Annotated in this window: 18 protein-coding genes; 9 read left to right on the top strand and 9 right to left on the bottom strand. The window is 30.2% G+C overall.

All coding sequences use genetic code 11. From position 1 onward, the window contains the following. Positions 1-54: 54 nt before the first annotated feature. The 7 genes from B3792_RS04580 to B3792_RS04610 form a co-directional block, all read right to left on the bottom strand. Positions 55-495 (bottom strand): hypothetical protein, encoded by a 441-nt coding sequence (locus B3792_RS04580; protein WP_257467985.1) that lies wholly within the window; start codon positions 493-495, stop codon positions 55-57. Further along, complete coding sequence (gene uvrC / locus B3792_RS04585; RefSeq protein WP_291047110.1) at positions 476-2,284, bottom strand: excinuclease ABC subunit UvrC; 1,809 nt, start codon at positions 2,282-2,284, stop codon at positions 476-478. The genes B3792_RS04580 and uvrC overlap by 20 nt, the downstream gene beginning before the upstream one ends. Continuing rightward, entirely contained in the window at positions 2,284-5,394 is a 3,111-nt protein-coding gene (locus tag B3792_RS04590) for a UvrD-helicase domain-containing protein (protein WP_291064600.1), read from the bottom strand. The genes uvrC and B3792_RS04590 overlap by 1 nt, the downstream gene beginning before the upstream one ends. Before the next feature lie 137 nt (positions 5,395-5,531). Beyond that, the gene (locus B3792_RS04595; protein ID WP_291068993.1) at positions 5,532-7,289 is read right to left on the bottom strand and encodes a M56 family metallopeptidase; all 1,758 of its coding nucleotides are present in this window, start codon (positions 7,287-7,289) and stop codon (positions 5,532-5,534) included. A gap of 84 nt (positions 7,290-7,373) precedes the next feature. Further along, positions 7,374-7,751 (bottom strand): BlaI/MecI/CopY family transcriptional regulator, encoded by a 378-nt coding sequence (locus B3792_RS04600; RefSeq protein WP_171622883.1) that lies wholly within the window; start codon positions 7,749-7,751, stop codon positions 7,374-7,376. Positions 7,752-7,883: 132 nt separating this feature from the next. Then, the gene (locus tag B3792_RS04605) at positions 7,884-8,501 is read right to left on the bottom strand and encodes a porin family protein (RefSeq protein ID WP_171622884.1); all 618 of its coding nucleotides are present in this window, start codon (positions 8,499-8,501) and stop codon (positions 7,884-7,886) included. A 147-nt stretch (positions 8,502-8,648) separates the two neighbouring features. Further along, positions 8,649-9,905 (bottom strand): 3-deoxy-D-manno-octulosonic acid transferase, encoded by a 1,257-nt coding sequence (locus tag B3792_RS04610; RefSeq protein ID WP_291047107.1) that lies wholly within the window; start codon positions 9,903-9,905, stop codon positions 8,649-8,651. 100 nt (positions 9,906-10,005) lie between these two features. Here B3792_RS04610 and B3792_RS04615 point away from each other — a divergent pair, with 100 nt between their 5' ends. The 3 genes from B3792_RS04615 to B3792_RS04625 all read left to right on the top strand — a co-directional run bounded on the left by B3792_RS04615 (position 10,006) and on the right by B3792_RS04625 (position 12,639). Beyond that, positions 10,006-11,121: a DegT/DnrJ/EryC1/StrS family aminotransferase gene (locus tag B3792_RS04615; RefSeq protein WP_286494721.1), complete on the top strand. Its 1,116-nt coding sequence runs from the start codon at positions 10,006-10,008 to the stop codon at positions 11,119-11,121. A gap of 96 nt (positions 11,122-11,217) precedes the next feature. Further along, a complete protein-coding gene (gene galE, locus B3792_RS04620) occupies positions 11,218-12,231 on the top strand; it encodes a UDP-glucose 4-epimerase GalE (RefSeq protein ID WP_286494720.1) in 1,014 nt (337 codons plus the stop codon). Between the two features lie 3 nt (positions 12,232-12,234). Further along, positions 12,235-12,639: an NUDIX hydrolase gene (locus tag B3792_RS04625; protein ID WP_221854189.1), complete on the top strand. Its 405-nt coding sequence runs from the start codon at positions 12,235-12,237 to the stop codon at positions 12,637-12,639. A 54-nt stretch (positions 12,640-12,693) separates the two neighbouring features. Here B3792_RS04625 and B3792_RS04630 read toward each other — a convergent pair whose 3' ends face one another. Next, positions 12,694-13,149, bottom strand: coding sequence for a copper resistance protein NlpE (locus B3792_RS04630; RefSeq protein WP_219033668.1), 456 nt, complete (start codon positions 13,147-13,149; stop codon positions 12,694-12,696). A gap of 85 nt (positions 13,150-13,234) precedes the next feature. On the opposite strand from B3792_RS04630, the gene B3792_RS04635 reads away from it, so the two are divergent. Then, a complete protein-coding gene (locus B3792_RS04635; protein ID WP_286494719.1) occupies positions 13,235-13,741 on the top strand; it encodes a methylated-DNA--[protein]-cysteine S-methyltransferase in 507 nt (168 codons plus the stop codon). 46 nt (positions 13,742-13,787) lie between these two features. Here B3792_RS04635 and B3792_RS04640 read toward each other — a convergent pair whose 3' ends face one another. Next, positions 13,788-14,279: a copper resistance protein NlpE gene (locus tag B3792_RS04640; protein WP_286494718.1), complete on the bottom strand. Its 492-nt coding sequence runs from the start codon at positions 14,277-14,279 to the stop codon at positions 13,788-13,790. Positions 14,280-14,414: 135 nt separating this feature from the next. Here B3792_RS04640 and lipA point away from each other — a divergent pair, with 135 nt between their 5' ends. From lipA to B3792_RS04665, 5 genes are all read left to right on the top strand, one after another. Next, on the top strand, positions 14,415-15,284 hold the full coding sequence (gene lipA / locus B3792_RS04645; RefSeq protein WP_280036882.1) for a lipoyl synthase: 870 nt from the start codon (positions 14,415-14,417) through the stop codon (positions 15,282-15,284). An 80-nt stretch (positions 15,285-15,364) separates the two neighbouring features. After that, positions 15,365-16,153, top strand: coding sequence for a GLPGLI family protein (locus tag B3792_RS04650; protein WP_125348637.1), 789 nt, complete (start codon positions 15,365-15,367; stop codon positions 16,151-16,153). A gap of 2 nt (positions 16,154-16,155) precedes the next feature. After that, positions 16,156-16,914 (top strand): GLPGLI family protein, encoded by a 759-nt coding sequence (locus B3792_RS04655; protein ID WP_286494717.1) that lies wholly within the window; start codon positions 16,156-16,158, stop codon positions 16,912-16,914. Between the two features lies 1 nt (position 16,915). Beyond that, positions 16,916-17,674, top strand: a complete 759-nt coding sequence (locus B3792_RS04660; protein WP_038331875.1) for a GLPGLI family protein — start codon at positions 16,916-16,918, stop codon at positions 17,672-17,674. A 55-nt stretch (positions 17,675-17,729) separates the two neighbouring features. Then, complete coding sequence (locus B3792_RS04665) at positions 17,730-18,989, top strand: CinA family nicotinamide mononucleotide deamidase-related protein (protein ID WP_286494716.1); 1,260 nt, start codon at positions 17,730-17,732, stop codon at positions 18,987-18,989. Positions 18,990-19,049 lie beyond the last annotated feature (60 nt).

The following is a 19,049-nucleotide window of genomic DNA, read 5'->3' on the forward strand; positions in this document are numbered from 1 at the left end:
TTGAAATAATTCATAAAAAAACTGCTTTACAATTTAGTAAAACAGTTTATATTTTTAGATATCGTCTGTGTATAAATCAATAATTGGACGAGGCTTTTTTCGCTTGATTTGAGTTAGCCAATAGACAAAAATTCCTATTCCATTTCCAAAAATAATAATCGTAATCCAGACCAAACGATCATCACTTTTTATCAAATTTGGATTCTTTAAAGCATGCACAATAAAGTAAACAAAAGAAATCACACCAGTGAAAAAACTCATCAATACCAAAAAGATAAAAATGATAAGATTTCCTAATAAGGCACTCAATAGTGATTTAGAACTTCCTAAATGTCCTAGCTGCGCATCGAGCGTGCTAAACATCGAATAAAAAATTCCAAAATAACTTAACAAGCCAAGTATAAATAAAGTGATAGGAACAATTGCCAAAGTAGCTTGTAACTTTGGATTGTTCAAAAGAGACGTTAAATCTCTGTCAATTAGTAGATTTTTCATCATTCGAAAAATAATCTTTTATTTTTTTTGCTTTAGATTTTCCTATACAATCGGTTAATTCTAACAAAGATGCATTTTTTATTCGTTCGACCGATTTAAATTTTGTTAATAATTCTTTAATTGTTTGCGGACCGACACCTTCTATTTCTTCCAAAACCGAATTATAAGCGTTTTTACTTCGACGATTTCGGTGACGCGTAATTCCAAATCGATGCGATTCATCTCGCACATGTTGAAGCACTTTTAAGGTTTCAGAATTTTTGTCCAAATATAACGGATAAGGATCGTCTGGATAATAAATTTCTTCCAAACGTTTCGCAATTCCAATCACGGAAACTTTTCCACGTAACCCTAAACGATCAATCGATTTTAGAGCAGAACTTAATTGTCCTTTTCCACCATCAATCAAAATTAATTGAGGCAAAGATTCTCCTTCAGCCAAAACTCTTGAATATCGTCTTTCAATCACTTCTTCCATAGTTGCAAAATCATTTGGCCCTTCTACAGTTTTAACATTGAAAATGCGATAATCTTTCTTACTTGGTTTTCCATTTTTGAACACTACACAAGCCGAAACTGGATTCGTTCCTTGAATGTTAGAGTTATCAAAACCTTCGATATGTCGAGGTTCTACAGGCAAACGCAAATCAACTTTCATCTGATTCATGATACGATTTGTATGACGATCAGGATCGACGATTTTAGTTTGTTTGAGCTGTTCTAAACGATAAATCCGTGTGTTTTTTAACGATAAATCGACAATATGTTTTTTATCGCCAATTTTTGGAACTGTAATTTTTCTGAACGGAATTTCTAAACTCAATTCGAACGGGACATAAATTTCTTTCGAAGTTAAATTAAATCGATCTGAAAAATCAATAATTGCACGTTCCAATAAATCTTCGTCTGTTTCATCCAATTTCTTTTTCCATTCTTCTGTATGCGACTGTATAATTGCACCGTGATAAATTTTCATGAAATTGACATAGGCATATTCTTCGTCCGACGTAATCGAAAAAACATCAACATTGGTAATCGTAGGCGAAACAATTGTAGAACGAGATTGATAATTCTGCAACGCTTCAATTTTTTCTTTAATCATTTGCGCTTTTTCAAACTTCAAATCCGATGCATATTTTGTCATTTGATTGACCAAATATTGTTTTGCTTCATTAAATTCTCCTTTGATAATATTACGAATTGCCGAAATTTGCTCGTTGTATTCTTCTTCGGTTTGATAAGCTTCACAAGGTCCAAGACAATTACCAATATGATATTCCAAACAAACTTTAAATTTGTGATTTTCAATATTTTTCTCGCTCAAATCATACGAACATGTTCTTAGTTGATACAATTCTTTGATCAAACCTAACAAAACTTTCATCGCTTTTCCGTTAGAATATGGTCCAAAATATTCCGAACCATCTTTGATTACATTGCGAGTCGAAAAAATTCGTGGAAATCGTTCATTTTTGATGCAAATCCAAGGATAGGTTTTGTCATCTCTTAACAGGATATTATATCGTGGTTGATGCTCTTTAATCAAATTATTTTCCAACAACAACGCGTCATATTCAGAATTTACGTTGATTGTTTCGATGTTATCAATATTACTCACCAAAACACGCAAACGTTTCGAATCGTGTTGTTTATTGAAATACGAATTCACGCGACGTTTCAAGTTTTTCGCTTTACCAATGTATAACAAATCTCCTCTTTTGTTATAATACTGATAAACACCAGGCGTTTCGGGTAAACTCGCTAATTTTAACTTTACATTTTCATTCATCAAAATACCTCTACAACATTTATTTTTTGCTGCTCATCATCAATATAAATCAAGATTTTGGTTTGAATATTATAACCTAAATTTCTAAAAAAATCGGCATATCTATTCACTTGAAAATGATGATCTAAATCGGGTTGACCAGTTTTATAATCGATAATCGAACAATTATTTTCTGCATCAATTACTACACGATCTGCTCTGAAAATTTGTCCATTTTCATCAATAAAATCGCGTTCATTCAAAACCGTTAAACCTTCAGCAAAATATGGAACTAATTTAGCATCTTGTAATAAATTTTGCAAGGTTATTTGCAGATGTTCTACATTTTCGACTGAAATTGTACCACGCTGTTTTTCACTTTCGATGATTTTTGGTAAATCATTTTGTGTAACAATTTGCGATAAAATGTTATGAACTGTATTTCCAAATTCGGTGAATTTTAACTTTTCTTGCGCTTTTTCTGAATTGGTGTTAATCACTAAACGCGTATTCCAATCCGAAGAATAAATTTTTAACTCAGCTGAAGAGTTTTCTATGATTTTAGGGGTTGAAATTCGTTCTGGAGAACCTTTCAAAATAACTTCATCCTCAGAAAAACCTTTACTGAAAACAAATTCGTGCAAGTAGTTTGCAATATTTTTTGATTTCGAAGATTCTTTTGGTTTTAGCGCAATCATATACAATTGCTCTTTTGCGCGCGTTGTTGCAACATAAAGTGTATTAATTTCATCCAATTGAACCAAATTCTCTTCTTCGTCAATCTTCGATTTTATCGCTTCATTTTTGATTGATTTTAATTCATTATTAATTCCAACATAAAATGTTTCGAACGGATTTTCCTCATCTTTTTGTAATGGAATCCAAATTTTAGAATTCTTACTTTGCCAATCCAAAAATGGCAAAATTACAACTGGAAATTCTAATCCTTTTGACTTGTGGATCGTCATAATCTGAATTGCATCGACACCTTTTGGTGTTTTGATACTCGCTTTATCTTTGATTGTTGACCAAAACTCAAGAAATGAATTAAGATCAGATTCGTTTTTTGATGAATATTCTAAAATAACATCCAAAAAGCTCAAAATATAAGCTGGTGAACGCTCTTGTAAATGTAAAGTTCGAATCGCTTTTTCGGTGAAATCGTATAATGAAAGGTTTTGATCTTGAATAAAATCTAAATCAATTCCAAGTGATTTGGTTAATTTTAAAAACTTTGGCAAATCACCTTTTAAGGCTTTTTCAACTGCGATTGTTAAATCATCTGTTTTGAATAATTCTAATTCATAAGCCACCATCAAAAAACGAATTTTTGATTGTTCGTCTTGTGGATTTGATGTGATTTTGAACAAATATTCAATCAATTGAATTTCGAAAGAATTTTTTAACAATAAAGCTTCATTTGAAATCACAACCAAGTTATTTTCGGTCAAATATTTCGCTAACAAAATCCCTTGCGCATTACTACGAACCAAAATCGCAATATCTTTTAATGAAAAACCATTTGCTCGACAATCTTCAATTGTTTTAAGAACTAATTCTAAATTTTGTTCTTTAAATAAATCTTTCGAACGACCTTCTTGCTCAATGAAATTTATTTTGACAAAACCATCTTTTTGATGATTAGTTAATTGTTTATTTCCAATCTCGTACAAATATTGAAAACTCGGCAAATTGAGTTGTGGCGCGATAAACGAATACAATTCATTGTTAAATTGAATAATATTTTCGTGACTTCGCCAGTTTTTTTCTAATTCTTCAACTTTAATATTTTCTTCCTCTTTTCGATCGATTAAATCAATCATTTGTGCAGGATTTCCACCTCGCCAACGATAAATAGACTGTTTTGCATCGCCAACCAACATAATCGTGTCAGATTGCGCACGCGCATTTTCGACCAACGGATTCAGATTATTCCATTGTAACGTCGATGTATCCTGAAATTCATCAATAAAATAATGATTGTAGCGCGAACCAATTCGTTCGTAAATAAAATTGGCTGGCTGTTGTTGCAGATTTTTACTGATAATGGTATTAAATTCGTTAATCAATAAAACATTTGAATCTTTTTTGATCGAATCCAATGATTTTTCAACTTCATTAATCAACGAAATTGAGGATATATTTTTTTGAATTGAGGTTAACAAAAGTAAGTGATCATTGATGTTCGCAGCTTTTTCGAACAAATCTTTCACTTGAGGAAAAATAGATTCTGCTATTACATCTTTCACTTTCGAAAGATAACCTTCTTCCAAAATATCTTTTGTATTCGCATCGGTTGGTAAAATCAAACCAAAACCATCAAAGTTTTTTAATTTCTGGAAAAAAGCAGCAATTCCTCGACTTTTTCCTGGTAATTCATTTACCGAAATTCCATTGTTTGCAAGCAATTCGAAAAACTCATTTCCGATTGTAATCAAACCATCTTTCAAAGTTTTTATATCATCAAAAATAACTTTTCGGTAACGAATAAATTCGTCTAACGAAATGTTTTTTAATTTTTCTAAATCTTGTAAATGTCTATCATTAGAAATGTCCGAAGTGTCTGAAGAAAGCGTTTTTCGAATATCCCACGATTTATTTGCGTCCATATTATCCAACGCAATTTTGATCATTGTTTGCGTTAGTTTTTCGTCTTCCCCAATTTTTGAATACAACAAATCAACAGATTCATTAATGATTTCATTCGTATTCATTTCGACATCAAAATTCATTGATAAACCCAAATCTTGTGCAAAAGATTTCATCAATCGAAGATTAAATTTATCAATCGTAGAAATCGAAAATTTGGAATAATTATGAAGAATCGCAATCAGAATATTGTATGCTTTTGTCTTAATGATTTCAGGCTTCAAATTCAGTTCTGAAGCTAATTCTAGAATATAGCCATCTTCTTTTGGATTAGGGTTTTTGGCAATTTCTTCTAAAGTTTCGATGATACGTTCCTTCATTTCGCCGGCCGCTTTATTGGTAAATGTAATGGCTAAAATATGCTCGAAATGATAATCGCTTTCATTCGTCAATAACAACGAAAGAAATTCCTTTACCAATGTGTAAGTTTTACCTGCTCCAGCGGAAGCATTGTAAATTTTGAAATCGCCTGCTTGTAACAAATTCTTAATTTTTAGGAAAGTTAAACAATCTTCTCAAAAATAGAAAATCAGAATGCCAAAACATGACGTACTAAAAAAGGAAACCTGAACGAGTTTCCCTTTTTTTTGAATATGTTATAAATACTATGAAATTTTTATTATTTCTTAATTTCTTTTTTTAATTCTTTTTGCCTTTTTTCAATCTCTTTTAGCATTTGTTTAGTATTTTTTTCTTGTAATTCTAGTTCTTTCTTTTTCTCCTCAAGATGTTTACTCATTTCTTTTGGATCTTCAGAATAAAATGTTTTTACAGTAAAAGTACCTAATTTTTGTATTTCGGGATTTTTGGGATCAACTTTAAATTTCGTTACTTCTCTTGCAGAATGCGGTTCTACTGTAATTGCCCACGGATTTTTAGTATCCGTTTTTACAGCTGCAATATCATAATCTCTTGCTTGCGCATTTTTTACTTGTTTTTCTATTTCTGTATTATCAACTACTTTATTTTTTGAAAAACTTAAACTATAACTATTATCAATTCCTTTTGATTTTAATTGATTCTCTATATAAACTCTATCAATTTCAGAACTAATAATTTTGTGCTCAACACCATTTTTATCTGTATAAATAGAATAACCATTTTTCAACGTAATATTATTTTGTACTGTTGGCATTTTAGCTGTTTTTACTTTTTTATTGATACTCGGAATGTCTTTTTTTGAATTGAAAATTTTGATGATACTTGAATCTTTTTTGATAATTTCTATCAAACCTTCATTACTTTTTACAAAAACTTTTTCTATTTCTTTGGGATCAATTTTTTGCAAAATTTTTCCGTCCGTTCCATATAAAATCGTTGGAGCCAACTCTTTTTTCAAGACAATATCTTTTATTTTGATAGAATCATTCAGAATAATATCTCCAGCATCATTCAAGATAATTTTGTTTTGCTCATTACTTTTCAAAATCGTTTTTAACTCATCTTTCGTAAACACTTTTTCTATTGGAGTTGTTGTTTTAGCTTGATCTGTTTTGAGAAGCGAATCTCTCAAAGTAGTTGCTTGTCCAAGAAGAATTTCGGCTTGCGATTGAACAGGTTTTTCCAACGCTTGTTCCACTTTTTGAGCTTTTATCTCAACTTCTTGCGCAAACGATTTTTGACTAAAAAGTACAAAAGCACTCAATATAAAAGGCAACGAAGCAAAAGATAGAATTTTCACTTTTCGTTTTGATGTATTTTTTGTCATCATAAGCAGGCGTTTTTTAGTTAGAATAAAATTGAAATTACTTGCCATCATCGATGGATTTTGCGTTGCAATACAATCCAAAATTTGATGTTGGTAAGTTTTTAAATCTGAGTTTCTTTTCAATACATATTCATCTGCCAAAAACTCGTGATTTAGTTTGATTGATTTTTTATAGAAATAAATAAACGGATTGAACCAAAAAAGAATTTGAAAAATTTCAATTAACAAAATGTCCAAACTATGTTTCTGAATGCAATGCGCTTTTTCGTGATCAATTAAATTTTGATGTAAACTTTTTAGTTGCTTTTTCGGAATAAAAATATATTTCCAAAAACTATACGGCTGATTCGAATCTAAATCAAGAATATATGTAATTTCTTGATCTTTGATTTTTTCCTCAGTCTTAATTTTGAACATCAATTCGTACAAATTGTAGATAAATCTTACAAGAAATATTACGCCAACCAAAATGTAAATAACAGTCAAAATATCACCAAAATTAATTCCTTTTTCTTGTTGCAACAATTCAGGGTTTTGCATTAGAAAAGCCAATAATTCGGGCGAAATATTTGTTTCTGTCGCTGTGATAGGCAAATCAATTTTGTACAAAGGCGCGATTAACGAAAATATCAACGAAAACAACAGATAAAAACGATTGATTTTATACATGCTTTCGCGTTCCAAAAAAAGTTTATAAAACGAATATAAAAATCCGGAACAAAGAATAAATTTTATAAAAAAAGCAACCATAGGTTATTTCTTTTTGCGATCTATTTCGTTGTCAATTATATCACGTAATTTTTCTAATTCTTCGACCGACATATTGTTCGATTTTGCAAAAAATGAAGCAAATTGTGTTGCCGAATTATTAAAGAAGTTCGAAATCATTCCTTTTACTTCTTTCGAAAAATAATCATCTTTTTTCACCAAAGCATAGTATCGTCGCGAGTTTCCCATTTGCTCGTAATCAATATAACCTTTGTCGTGCATCCTTTTTAATAAGGTAGAAATTGTAGTATTCGCAGGTTTTGGATCGTCATAAGAATCGATAATATCTTTCGCAAAAACTTGTTTTCCGCTCCAGATAACTTCCATTACTTCCTCTTCTCTTCTTGATAATTTAACATTCATATCTACAACTGTATTTTTATTACTACAAATATAGAATTTAATTTAACAAGGCAAAATTGTTTTAGAATTGTTTAACGATTAAGCACAAAAAAAGGAGCAAAAAGCTCCTTCTAATTTTTTTAATTAAAGCAATTACATTTCCATTAACTTATATGCTACACCAACACTAAAGTATGTGTTTGTAATTTTGTAATTGTCGTTCATTACTTCTGGGAAATAATTGTTGATGTTTGACAAACCTTTCGTAAAACGAGCATTAATTTCTAGTTCATCACTTACTTTATAAGCAGCACCAAAATTTAATCCGAAATCAAATGTTTTGAAATTATCTACAAATTTTTCTTTTTCATTAATTTTTCCTTCTTCAGTTTTCTTTTTAGCAGAAACTAAGAAACCTAATTGTGGACCAAATTCAACATTTAATCCATCCATAATTTCATAACGTCCCATTAAAGGAATATTAATATTATGTGTAATTAATTTAGCTTTTGAGTTATCATTTGTTTTCAATCCAGCTCCTTGTTTAGAATATAATAACTCTGGTTGAAAACTAATTTGATCCGTTATCTTATAGTTGGCATAACCTCCCACATAAAAATCAGTTCTGAATTTAGTTTGATTTTGATATATTTGTCTTGAATCACCAGATAAAGTCGGGAAGTTAAGACCTCCTTTTACTCCTAAATCAATTTGCGCATTTGCTGCACTTAATCCACCGAAAAGTGCTATTCCTAAAATAAGTTTCTTCATTTTTTTATTACTTAAGTCTGAGTTATAATAATTAATTCAAAAGTAAAGTTTTATTCATACAGAAGATTGATTTACACTTTAAAAAAATCAATAATGCTTTTTTGATTCACAATTTCTGTGCCTTTTTTGTTAAAAATTGATAAAATTTTAAGATTTACAAATATCATCTAAATATTCTAAAATAATTTTAGTTGCATTTGGTGAATTTTGAACAAAATCTCCAGCTTTTTTTCCACTTTCTTTTCGGAAATTTTCATCGTTCATCAAACGATTCATAATTGTATCAAATTCATGTCGATTAGCAATAGAAAATCCTCCGCCAACTTCTATCAAATCCACAGCTTCCTGAAATTTCTTGTATTTAGGACCAAAAACGACAGGATTTCCAAATGTTACAGCTTCTAACGTGTTATGAATTCCTGCACCAAAACCTCCGCCAATATAGGTAATATCTGCATAAGAATAGACTTTTGATAAAATACCAATTGTATTTAGAATAAATATTTTCGAATCGATTAACTCTTGATTGGATGTTTTTTCTAAATCAGAAAATTTAACTGCTTTTTGGTTGATTTTATTCTGAAAAGAATTGATTTCAGCATTATTCAAATTATGTGGTGCAAAAACAATTTTCCAATCATTATTTAATTTTTGGTTGATTAAATTCACAAATAATTCTTCATCTTTTGGCCAAGAACTTCCAACAACAATTAATTTCGAATTTTGTTTAAAATCATTCATAAAATCCAATTCATTATCTTGATGAATGATCTGTTTGACACGATCAAATCGCGTATCGCCTGCAATTGTATTTTGTGTGATATTGATTGAATCCAGTAAATCTTTTGATTTTTGATTTTGAACAAAGAAATGATTTATCAAACTTAATTTTTTCGCAAACCAATTATTTCCGTCTTTTTTGAAAAAATTTTGACTCTCTCTAAAGATTGACGAAACCACTATTGTAGGAATGTTTTGCTGATGTAATTCGATAATCAAATTAAACCAATATTCGTATTTCACCAAAATCAAAATTTCTGGATGAAGCACTTTTATTAACTTTTCTGCATTTGATTTTGTGTCCAAAGGCAAATAAAAAATAACGTCTGCGCCTTGATAATTCTTTCTAATTTCATAACCAGAAGGAGAGAAAAATGAAACAGCAATTTTATGTGTTGGATAGTTTTCTTTCAATGCTTCGATCACTGGTCTACCTTGTTCAAATTCGCCTAAAGATGAACAATGTACCCACAAAACTTTATCGGTTTCTGAAATTTTAGAAGCTATTTTTTCTTCCCAATTTTTTCTTCCATCTACCCAAAGTTTTGCTTTTTCGTTAAAATTCGAAGCCAATTTTAGCGCCATTCCGTACGCCTTAATTGATGTGTTATAAAATCCTTGCACAATGTTGCAAAGTTAAAAATTTAGAATGAGCTTTTTTTGTACATTTGTTGTAATAATAACGACTTTTTAAAGTTGTAGATTTTGAAAGATTCATTAAGTTATGAAAAAAATACAAATGGTTGACTTACAAAGTCAATATCAAAAAATAAAAGGAGACGTTGATGCAGCAATTTTGAATGTTTTGGATTCGGCTGCTTTTATTAATGGACCAGAAGTAAAACAATTCGAAACTGAATTGCAAAATTACTTAAATGTAAAACACGTAATTCCTTGTGGAAACGGAACTGATGCGTTGCAAATTGCTTTGATGGCCTTAGGTTTAGAGCCAGGTGATGAAGTAATTACGGCAGATTTTACATTTGCTGCAACAGTAGAGGTTGTTGATTTATTGAAATTAAATTCGATTTTAGTTGACGTTGATTATGATACTTTTACAATTGATACAGAAAAATTAAAAGCGGCAATCACGCCAAAAACAAAAGCAATTATTCCAGTTCATTTATTTGGTCAATGTGCGAATATGGACGAGATTATGGCAATTGCAAAAGAACATAACTTATATGTTGTAGAAGATACTGCACAAGCTATTGGAGCGGATTACAAAGGTCGAAAAGCTGGAACAATTGGTCACATTGGTTGTACATCTTTCTTTCCTTCAAAAAACTTAGGTTGTTATGGTGATGGTGGAGCAATTTTTACAAATGATGATGATATTGCACATCGTTTACGTGGAATTGTAAATCACGGAATGTACAAACGTTACTACCACGATGAAGTTGGTGTTAACTCTCGTTTGGATTCTGTTCAAGCAGCAGTTTTACGTCGTAAATTACCTTTCTTAAATGATTATAACGCTGCTCGTAACAAAGCTGCGGCTTATTATACAGATGCTTTTAAAGATATTGATGCATTATTAACGCCTGTAAAAGGAGAAGACACAACTCACGTATTCCATCAATATACGTTACGTGTAACAAATGGTAAACGTAATGAATTACAAGCTTTCTTGACTGAAAAAGAAATTCCTGCGATGATTTATTATCCTGTTCCATTACGCAAACAAAAAGCGTATGATAACGGGCATTATAATGATGCAGATTTTCCAAATACAAACAAATTGGTAGAAGAAGTAATGTCTTTACCAATGCACACAGAGTTAGATGAGGAGCAATTGGCTTACATCACTTCTGCTGTTCGCGAATTTTTTGGAAAATAATTTATCCTAAAAATAATACGAAAAAGCTTCTGATTAGTTTCAGAAGCTTTTTTATTTTCCTAAATTTGATTTCACTATAAAAACTAAATATTAAAAATGAGTAAAATATTAGTAACTGGAGGTTTGGGTTATATTGGCTCGCACACAGTTGTAGCTTTACAAAATGCAGGTTATGAAGTTGTGATCATAGACGATTTATCGAACACAGAAATTGGTGTGTTGGATAAAATTACTTCTATTACTGGAACAAAACCAACTTATTTCGAGATTGATTTAAAAGATCAAGAAAAAGTAAACGAATTTTTCAAAACAAATAAAATAGATGGAATTATCAACTTCGCAGCGCATAAAGCAGTTGGAGAATCTGTTGAAAAACCGTTGATGTATTACCGTAATAATATTTTAGGTTTGATTAATCTTTTGGATGCGATGAAAGATTTTGATACAGATAATATTATTTTTAGTTCGTCTTGTACAGTTTACGGACAAGCGGATAAAATGCCTATTGACGAGCAAACTCCACTGAAAAAACCTGAATCTCCTTATGGAAAAACGAAACAAATGGGAGAGGAAATTTTAGAAGATTTCTCAGCAGCATTTGATAAAAATGTGATTTGTTTACGTTATTTCAATCCAGTAGGTGCGCATCCAACTGCTAAAATTGGAGAATTACCAAAAGGAATTCCAAATAATCTAATTCCTTATGTTACACAAACTGCAGCTGGAATCAGAGAAGCATTATCGGTTTGGGGAGATGATTATCCAACGCGTGATGGAACGGCAATTCGTGATTATATCGATGTAAATGATTTGGCTGATGCACACGTAAAAGCCGTAACTCGTTTGATCGAAAATAAAAATAAAGCAAAGCTAGAATTCTTTAATCTTGGAACTGGAACAGGATCTACGGTTTTAGAAGTTGTTCACGCATTTGAGGATGCCAATGATTTGAAATTGAAATACGAAATCAAAGAGCGTCGCGCAGGAGATATTATCGAAGCTTATGCAAATAACTCTTTAGCAGAAAAAGAATTGGGTTGGAAACCTGAAACAAAATTATCAGAAAGTATGCGTACTGCCTGGGAATGGCAAAAAAGTTTAGAAAAATAAAAGATGATTCAATTACCAACAGCGGGTTTATTAGTTATTAAAAATAATAAACTGCTTTTGACATTTAGCAAAAATAAAAAAGCGTGGTATTTACCAGGTGGAAAAATTGATAAAGGTGAAAATTCTGAAACAGCTTTGGTAAGAGAAATAAAAGAAGAATTGAGTTTGGATTTGGTAAGAGAAGAGCTCAATTTTTATTGTCATATTACAGCTGAAGCATATGGAGAACAGGATCTTTTGATGGAACAAGATTGTTTTTTGTACGATTTGAACGAAGAAATAAAACCAACAAATGAAATTGAAGCTTACAACTATTTTACTTTTGAAGAATATTTACAAGAAGAAATTCAAGTAATTGGTGTAATTAAAGTTTTTGAAAAATTAACAAAAGATCATTTATTGAACTAAAATAATTTCAAAAATAGAAGGCAATCCGTAATCGAGATTGCCTTTTATTTTTTATTATTTAGTCTTTTTCAAGATGTATTTATCTTTCAAATTTCCTGTAATTTCTTTTCCTTGTTGATCCAAAACTTTCAATCTATTTTCTTCAACTTTCAACACTAATGGACTTACATTAGAATTTAAATGTAAAACATTTCCAGAAGCATCCCATTTATAAAATCCTTCGTCTTGATAAACTGTTTCTTTTCCTAAATATTCTTGCTCAATAAAAAAGTTACCATCTTTTTTCAATTCAACAATATATTTTATTCCTTCGCAATCGGCACAAGGTAAAATTCCTTCATATTTTCCTACCCAATTCAAAGAGTTTTTAGAATTATGTTCTGCCATAGCTACAATAGCAGGAATAGCATTATCAATACTATTGTTTTTTTGTTCTTGTTGAACACCTTTTGATTGGCAAGAGAATATAATGAAGGATGCGAAAATACTCGCGAATATAGATTTTTTCATAAATTAATTTTATGATATTTTTAACAACAAATTTGATACCAAATTACGACTATATTTTTCTAACTTTCAACTAAAATTTTATAAAATGTTTCACTCAAAAAAAATACAAACACCTCTTGGAGAAATGCTTGCAATAAAGTCGGAAAAAGGAATTTGTATGTTAGAGTTTTTTGATGGAAAATCGACCGAAAAACAACTCAAAGAAATAGAAAACTTGGGTGAAATTTTTGAAAAGGATGATGATATTTTGAATCGTTTAGAAAATGAATTGAACGATTATTTTAAAGGAAATTTAAAAGAATTTACCATTCCACTTGATTTGATTGGAACAGATTTCCAGAAAAAAGTTTGGAACGAATTAATCAAAATTCCATTTGGAGAAACAAGATCATACAAAGAACAATCGATAGCTGTTGGAGATTTATTAGCGATACGAGCAGTTGCAAATGCGAACGCAAAAAACAAAATTGCAATCGTAGTGCCTTGTCATCGCGTAATTGGTTCAGATGGTACGTTAACTGGATATGCTGGCGGAAAGAAACGCAAAAAATTTTTGTTAGAATTAGAATCGCAACAATTAAACTTATTTTAATATGAAAGACAGCTTAATTACTGTCTTTCATATTGATTTAATAATCTTACTTTTTTAATAAAATGTATTTATCTGCTAATGGACCTTTGATATCTTCACCTTCTTGAGATAGGATAATTAGTTTATTTTCACCTACTCTATAAAAATGTCGATTTTTATCTTTTGTATCTAAATACAAAGCATTATTATCAGCAGTCCATTGGAAATGACCTTCATCTATTAATTTTTGGTTCCCTTTCATATATTCAGAAACTACTTTTATAGTTTCATCTTTATTTAAAGTTACAGTTGTTTTAATTCCAGCACAATCAGCACATGGTAAAATTCCATCATAAGTTCCTACCCAATCAATAGAAGTTTTCGCATTATGCGTATCAATAATATGTGTATCTGATGAGTTTATTGGTTCTTTTTGAATAGTTGAATCTTTATGATCAGTTGTTGCTTCTTCAGTTTTTATAAGTTCTTTATCTGTCTTTGTTTCGCAACTATAAATTACTGAGCTAAAAATAAGTGTAAGGATAATTGATTTTTTCATTTGTTATTGATTTTAACTGATTAAAATCCAAATAATATTCCAAAAAATGTTAAAAACTATATTTTTATTACATTTATTTAGGATGTAATAGCTTTCGAAAAAACTTTGTAAATTAGCCAATCAGAAAAGTAATGTATGAGTGTTGAGCTATTACCAGATGGAAGAGTAAAAAAACCTGAATGGTTGCGTGTAAAATTGCCTACGGGAAAAAAACATCGCGAATTAAGAGGTTTAGTTGATAAATATAAATTGAACACCATTTGCCAAAGTGGAAGTTGTCCTAATATGGGCGAATGTTGGGGTGAAGGAACTGCGACATTTATGATTTTGGGAAATGTGTGTACGCGTTCATGCGGTTTTTGTGGTGTAAAAACTGGTCGTCCAGAGCAAGTTGATTGGGCAGAACCAGAAAAAGTAGCGCGTTCTATCAAATTAATGCAAATAAAACATGCGGTTTTAACTTCTGTTGACCGTGATGATTTAAAAGATATGGGTTCTATTATTTGGGCAGAAACAATACACGCTGTTCGTAGAATTAGCCCAGGAACAACGATGGAAACTTTGATTCCAGATTTTCAAGGAATCGAAAAACACATCGATCGTATTGTAGAAGCTGCTCCAGAAGTACTTTCTCATAATATGGAAACGGTTCGTCGTTTAACGCGCGAAGTTCGTATTCAGGCGAAATATGATCGTTCGTTAGAAGTTTTACGTTATGCAAAAGAAGCAGGTCAACATCGTACAAAGACTGGAATTATGCTTGGTTTAGGTGAGTTTGAAGACGAAGTTTTTGAAACAATTCAGGAAGTTGCTGATGCAAATGTAGATGTCATTACAATTGGTCAATATTTACAACCAACGAAAAAACATTTGCCTTTGAAAGAATTTATCACGCCAGAACAATTCAAAAAATACGAAGATTTCGCTCGTGGATTAGGATTCCGTCATGTAGAATCTGGACCATTGGTTCGTTCTTCTTACCACGCTGAGAAACATATTTTATAAAAATAATTTAAATTTAATATTTAGAAGAGTTGCAATGATTTGTAACTTTTTTTTTTATTTTTAAAATATAAATTACAATTATGAAAAACTTCTTAACACTAATTATCATTTTTTCAAGTTTTGCGCAAGCGCAAGTTTATGAAGTGAAAGTAAGATTTAAACATCATACAAAGTATACTTCAGAATATATTGAAAAAGTTTTTTCAGATATTAAAAATGAAGAACAAAGAAAATGGAATATTGAACAGAATGAAAATCCAAAACCAATAGATTTTTTAATTTATTCTTCTAAAAATGAGCAAAATTCTGTTGAACAAGAAAAAATTAATAACGATCAAAATTATCAGGGAGAAATTAAAAAATCAGTTGTAGGACTGCCTTTAGGAGTGACATATTCAGATTTTAGATTGAATGAAAATTATAAAGAAGAAGATGTTTACGGTAAAAAATATATTGTCAAAAATCCAATAGAAGAGTTAGTTTGGGAATATTCAAACGAAACAAAAGAAATATTGGGTTATAAAGTTTATAAAGCAACTTCTGATTTTAAAAAATATAAAGTAGAAGCATGGTATACCAAAGAAATTGATTTTGATTTTATGCCGATAAATGTAAAACCAATTGAAGGATTTGTTTTAGAGATGAATTTATTTGTTGAAAGTGAAAAAGTTGGACGAATGGATAATATTATTCGTGTAGAAGCTATTCAACCAAATGTAAAAAAATATAAATTCAAAAATCCTCTTAAAGCTGATAAAGCTTCAAAATTACCTATTGTATCTCAACAAGAAATAGCAAAAATTTATGACGAAGCCAACAAGAAACGTAACGAAATGTATAATAACACTCAAGGAATTGATAAAAAATAAATATGAGAAAGCTATTAACACTAATTATCATCATTTCTAGTTTTGCGCAAGCTCAGTTTTATGAAGTAGAATATGAGACTCAGATTAAAGTAAAATACAATGAAAAAGGTTTAGATTTTTATAAAGAGATTTCTGATCCTGAAGTAAGAAAACAAAATATCTATCAGAATGAAAATCCTCCTGCTTTAGATTTTAAATTTATTTTGAATAAAGATGAAGCAAACGTAATTGAATTACCAAAAGTTCAGAATGGGCAAGGACAGATTGTTTTTATCAAGAAAAGTGCACCATATATGTATTTTGGAACAACTTATTTCAATCATGCAAAACAAGAAACGTTGATGCAACAAGATGTTTATGGAAAAAAATATATTGTTTACGATAATATAAATAATCTTGATTGGAAATTATCAAATGAAACAAAAAATATTCTCGGATATAAAGTACAAAAAGCAACAGCAAATTTTAATGACAGAATATTTGTAGCTTGGTTTGTTCCAGAAATTAAAACAGATTTGATGCTTATTAATTTCAAAAGTCCAGGCGGTTTAGTCCTTGATCTTGAAATTTCTTATGAAGATGGAATGGGGAAATATTTTGGAGTTTATAAAGCAAATTACATCAAAGAAAAACCTAAATTCAAATTTATTGTTCCGACAAAAGGAAATAGAGTTTCGAGCGATGAATTAGAGAGAATTTGGGATGACCTTGATAAAAAAAGAAATGACGCTAACAATCAAGGAATAGAAAAAAAGGACTAAAATGAAAAAAATAATCGCACTAATTATTCTGATTTCTAGTATCGCAAATGCTCAATTTTATGAAATTGAATACGAAGTTCAACCTCAAATTCATTTTACGGATAAAGCTTTAGAAAATTTGAAACAATATTATCCAGATCAAAAACAAAGAGACGAAGTTTTAGAAATGTCTAAAAATATTCCTTCGATTAATTATCAATTTTCCTATAATAAAACTCAAAGTCAATCAGTGAATATTCAAAAAATAGATAATTCTCAACAAGCACAAGGAGGTTCAATGGGAATTAGTCCAGATATAGGAGAAAAACCAATTTTTGATTACAAAGAGAAAGTTTTTTACAATGAAACAGATTTGTTTGTAAAGAAAATGATCATTTATGATTCGCTTAATTATGTAAATTTTACTGATACTGGAAAAAGTAAAACTATTCTTGGAATCGAAACCAAAGAAGCAATCGGGAAATACAAAGATGTTGATGTTATTGCTTGGTATGCGCCTTCAATTCCTTATTCGTATTCGCCAGATAAATATTATGGTACAAAAGGTTTGATTTTAGAATTGAATTATAAATACACGAAAGATGATGTAGAAGTGATGATTTCGTGGAATGCGACAAAGAAAAAAGAATTAAAAAAAGCACCAATTTTTACAATAAATAATAAGTTACAAAAGGTATCCTATTCAGAATTTATGAGAATGATTGAAGAGGATAATCAAAAACAGCGCGAATTACATAATCAAGGTGTAGATAGAAAATAAAATCATATAAATAATGAAATCAAACTTGCTTAACTTTAAGCAAGTTTTTTTATGTATGAAAATTAAAGCGACATTACTCACAATTGGTGACGAGATATTAATTGGTCAAATTGTAGATACTAATTCTGCATTTATCGCCAAACAATTGAATACGATTGGGATTGAAGTGGAAGAAATTATTTCTGTAAAAGATGAATTGCAACATATAATTGAAGGATTTCAACGTAGCATATCAAAATCAGATATTGTAATTGTAACAGGAGGTTTAGGACCGACAAAAGATGATAAAACCAAAGCAGCTTTGTGTCAATTTTTAAATTGTGAATTGGTTCAAGAACCTAAAATTTTAGAAAGTATTGTTCAATTATTTGTTGCCAGAGGTTACTCAAAAGAGTTAAATAGTTTGAATCAAGATCAAGCGTTAATTCCAGAAAAGTCTATATTTATTCAGAACAAATATGGAACAGCACCATGTCTTTGGACTACAATTAATGATAAAATTATCATCAATTTACCAGGCGTTCCTTTTGAAATGAAAGGTTTGATGCGTGACGAAATTATTCCAAAATTACAAGACCAATTTCAATCAGAAATTATTGTTCATCGTGATATTTTGGTGAGTGGAATTCCTGAAAGTGATTTAGCAATTTTGTTAGAAGATTGGGAAAATAATTTGCCCGAATTTATTCATTTGGCGTATTTACCGAATCGAACTTCTATTGATTTACGATTTTCAGCGTTTGGAACAGATAAAGAATTTTTACAAAATGAAATTCAACATCAGATTAATCAATTCAAATTAATTGCAGGAGAATTTCTAGTTTCTGAAAATTCAGGAAATGCGCAACAAGTTTTGGGTGATGTTTTAAAAGAAAAAGGATTGACAATTTCGACTGCCGAAAGTTGTACTGGAGGAAATATAGCAAGTTTGATCACATCTGTTTCGGGAAGTTCTGCTTATTATTTCGGAACTATTGTTTCATACGACACTTCGGTAAAAGTAAATTTGCTCAATGTAAATCAATCTGATATTGATGAATTTACAGTTGTTTCGGAAAAAGTTGCTGAACAAATGGCTAAAGGTGTTCGAAATCAATTAAAAACGGATATTAGTATTTCTACAACTGGTGTCGCTGGTCCAAACAAAGGCGAAGATGGAAAAGAAGTTGGAACGGTTTGGATTTCTGTTACAAATGGTCATTCAACATTGAATAAAAAATATTTTTATCCCTATTTAGATCGAGAAGAATTCATTAAAATTGTTTCCAATAATGCGCTGAATTTAGCAATTCAGTTTGTGAGAGAGGAGTGTTAAAATAATGACTCTTGGGCAAACCAGAGTGATATGAAAAGATTATAAATAGAAATCAGAGTG

Source organism: Empedobacter sp. UBA5924 (genome assembly GCF_002431085.1).
GTDB lineage: Bacteria > Bacteroidota > Bacteroidia > Flavobacteriales > Weeksellaceae > Empedobacter > Empedobacter falsenii_B.

Coding starts and splice junctions, on each gene's coding strand:
- B3792_RS04580 (WP_257467985.1), bottom strand. CDS start 495: ATGAAAAATCTACTAATTGACAGAGATTTAACGTCTCTTTTGAACAAT.
- uvrC (WP_291047110.1), bottom strand. CDS start 2,284: ATGAATGAAAATGTAAAGTTAAAATTAGCGAGTTTACCCGAAACGCCT.
- B3792_RS04595 (WP_291068993.1), bottom strand. CDS start 7,289: ATGTATAAAATCAATCGTTTTTATCTGTTGTTTTCGTTGATATTTTCG.
- B3792_RS04600 (WP_171622883.1), bottom strand. CDS start 7,751: ATGAATGTTAAATTATCAAGAAGAGAAGAGGAAGTAATGGAAGTTATC.
- B3792_RS04605 (WP_171622884.1), bottom strand. CDS start 8,501: ATGAAGAAACTTATTTTAGGAATAGCACTTTTCGGTGGATTAAGTGCA.
- B3792_RS04615 (WP_286494721.1), top strand. CDS start 10,006: ATGAAAAAAATACAAATGGTTGACTTACAAAGTCAATATCAAAAAATA.
- galE (WP_286494720.1), top strand. CDS start 11,218: ATGAGTAAAATATTAGTAACTGGAGGTTTGGGTTATATTGGCTCGCAC.
- B3792_RS04625 (WP_221854189.1), top strand. CDS start 12,235: ATGATTCAATTACCAACAGCGGGTTTATTAGTTATTAAAAATAATAAA.
- B3792_RS04630 (WP_219033668.1), bottom strand. CDS start 13,149: ATGAAAAAATCTATATTCGCGAGTATTTTCGCATCCTTCATTATATTC.
- B3792_RS04635 (WP_286494719.1), top strand. CDS start 13,235: ATGTTTCACTCAAAAAAAATACAAACACCTCTTGGAGAAATGCTTGCA.
- B3792_RS04640 (WP_286494718.1), bottom strand. CDS start 14,279: ATGAAAAAATCAATTATCCTTACACTTATTTTTAGCTCAGTAATTTAT.
- lipA (WP_280036882.1), top strand. CDS start 14,415: ATGAGTGTTGAGCTATTACCAGATGGAAGAGTAAAAAAACCTGAATGG.
- B3792_RS04650 (WP_125348637.1), top strand. CDS start 15,365: ATGAAAAACTTCTTAACACTAATTATCATTTTTTCAAGTTTTGCGCAA.
- B3792_RS04655 (WP_286494717.1), top strand. CDS start 16,156: ATGAGAAAGCTATTAACACTAATTATCATCATTTCTAGTTTTGCGCAA.
- B3792_RS04660 (WP_038331875.1), top strand. CDS start 16,916: ATGAAAAAAATAATCGCACTAATTATTCTGATTTCTAGTATCGCAAAT.
- B3792_RS04665 (WP_286494716.1), top strand. CDS start 17,730: ATGAAAATTAAAGCGACATTACTCACAATTGGTGACGAGATATTAATT.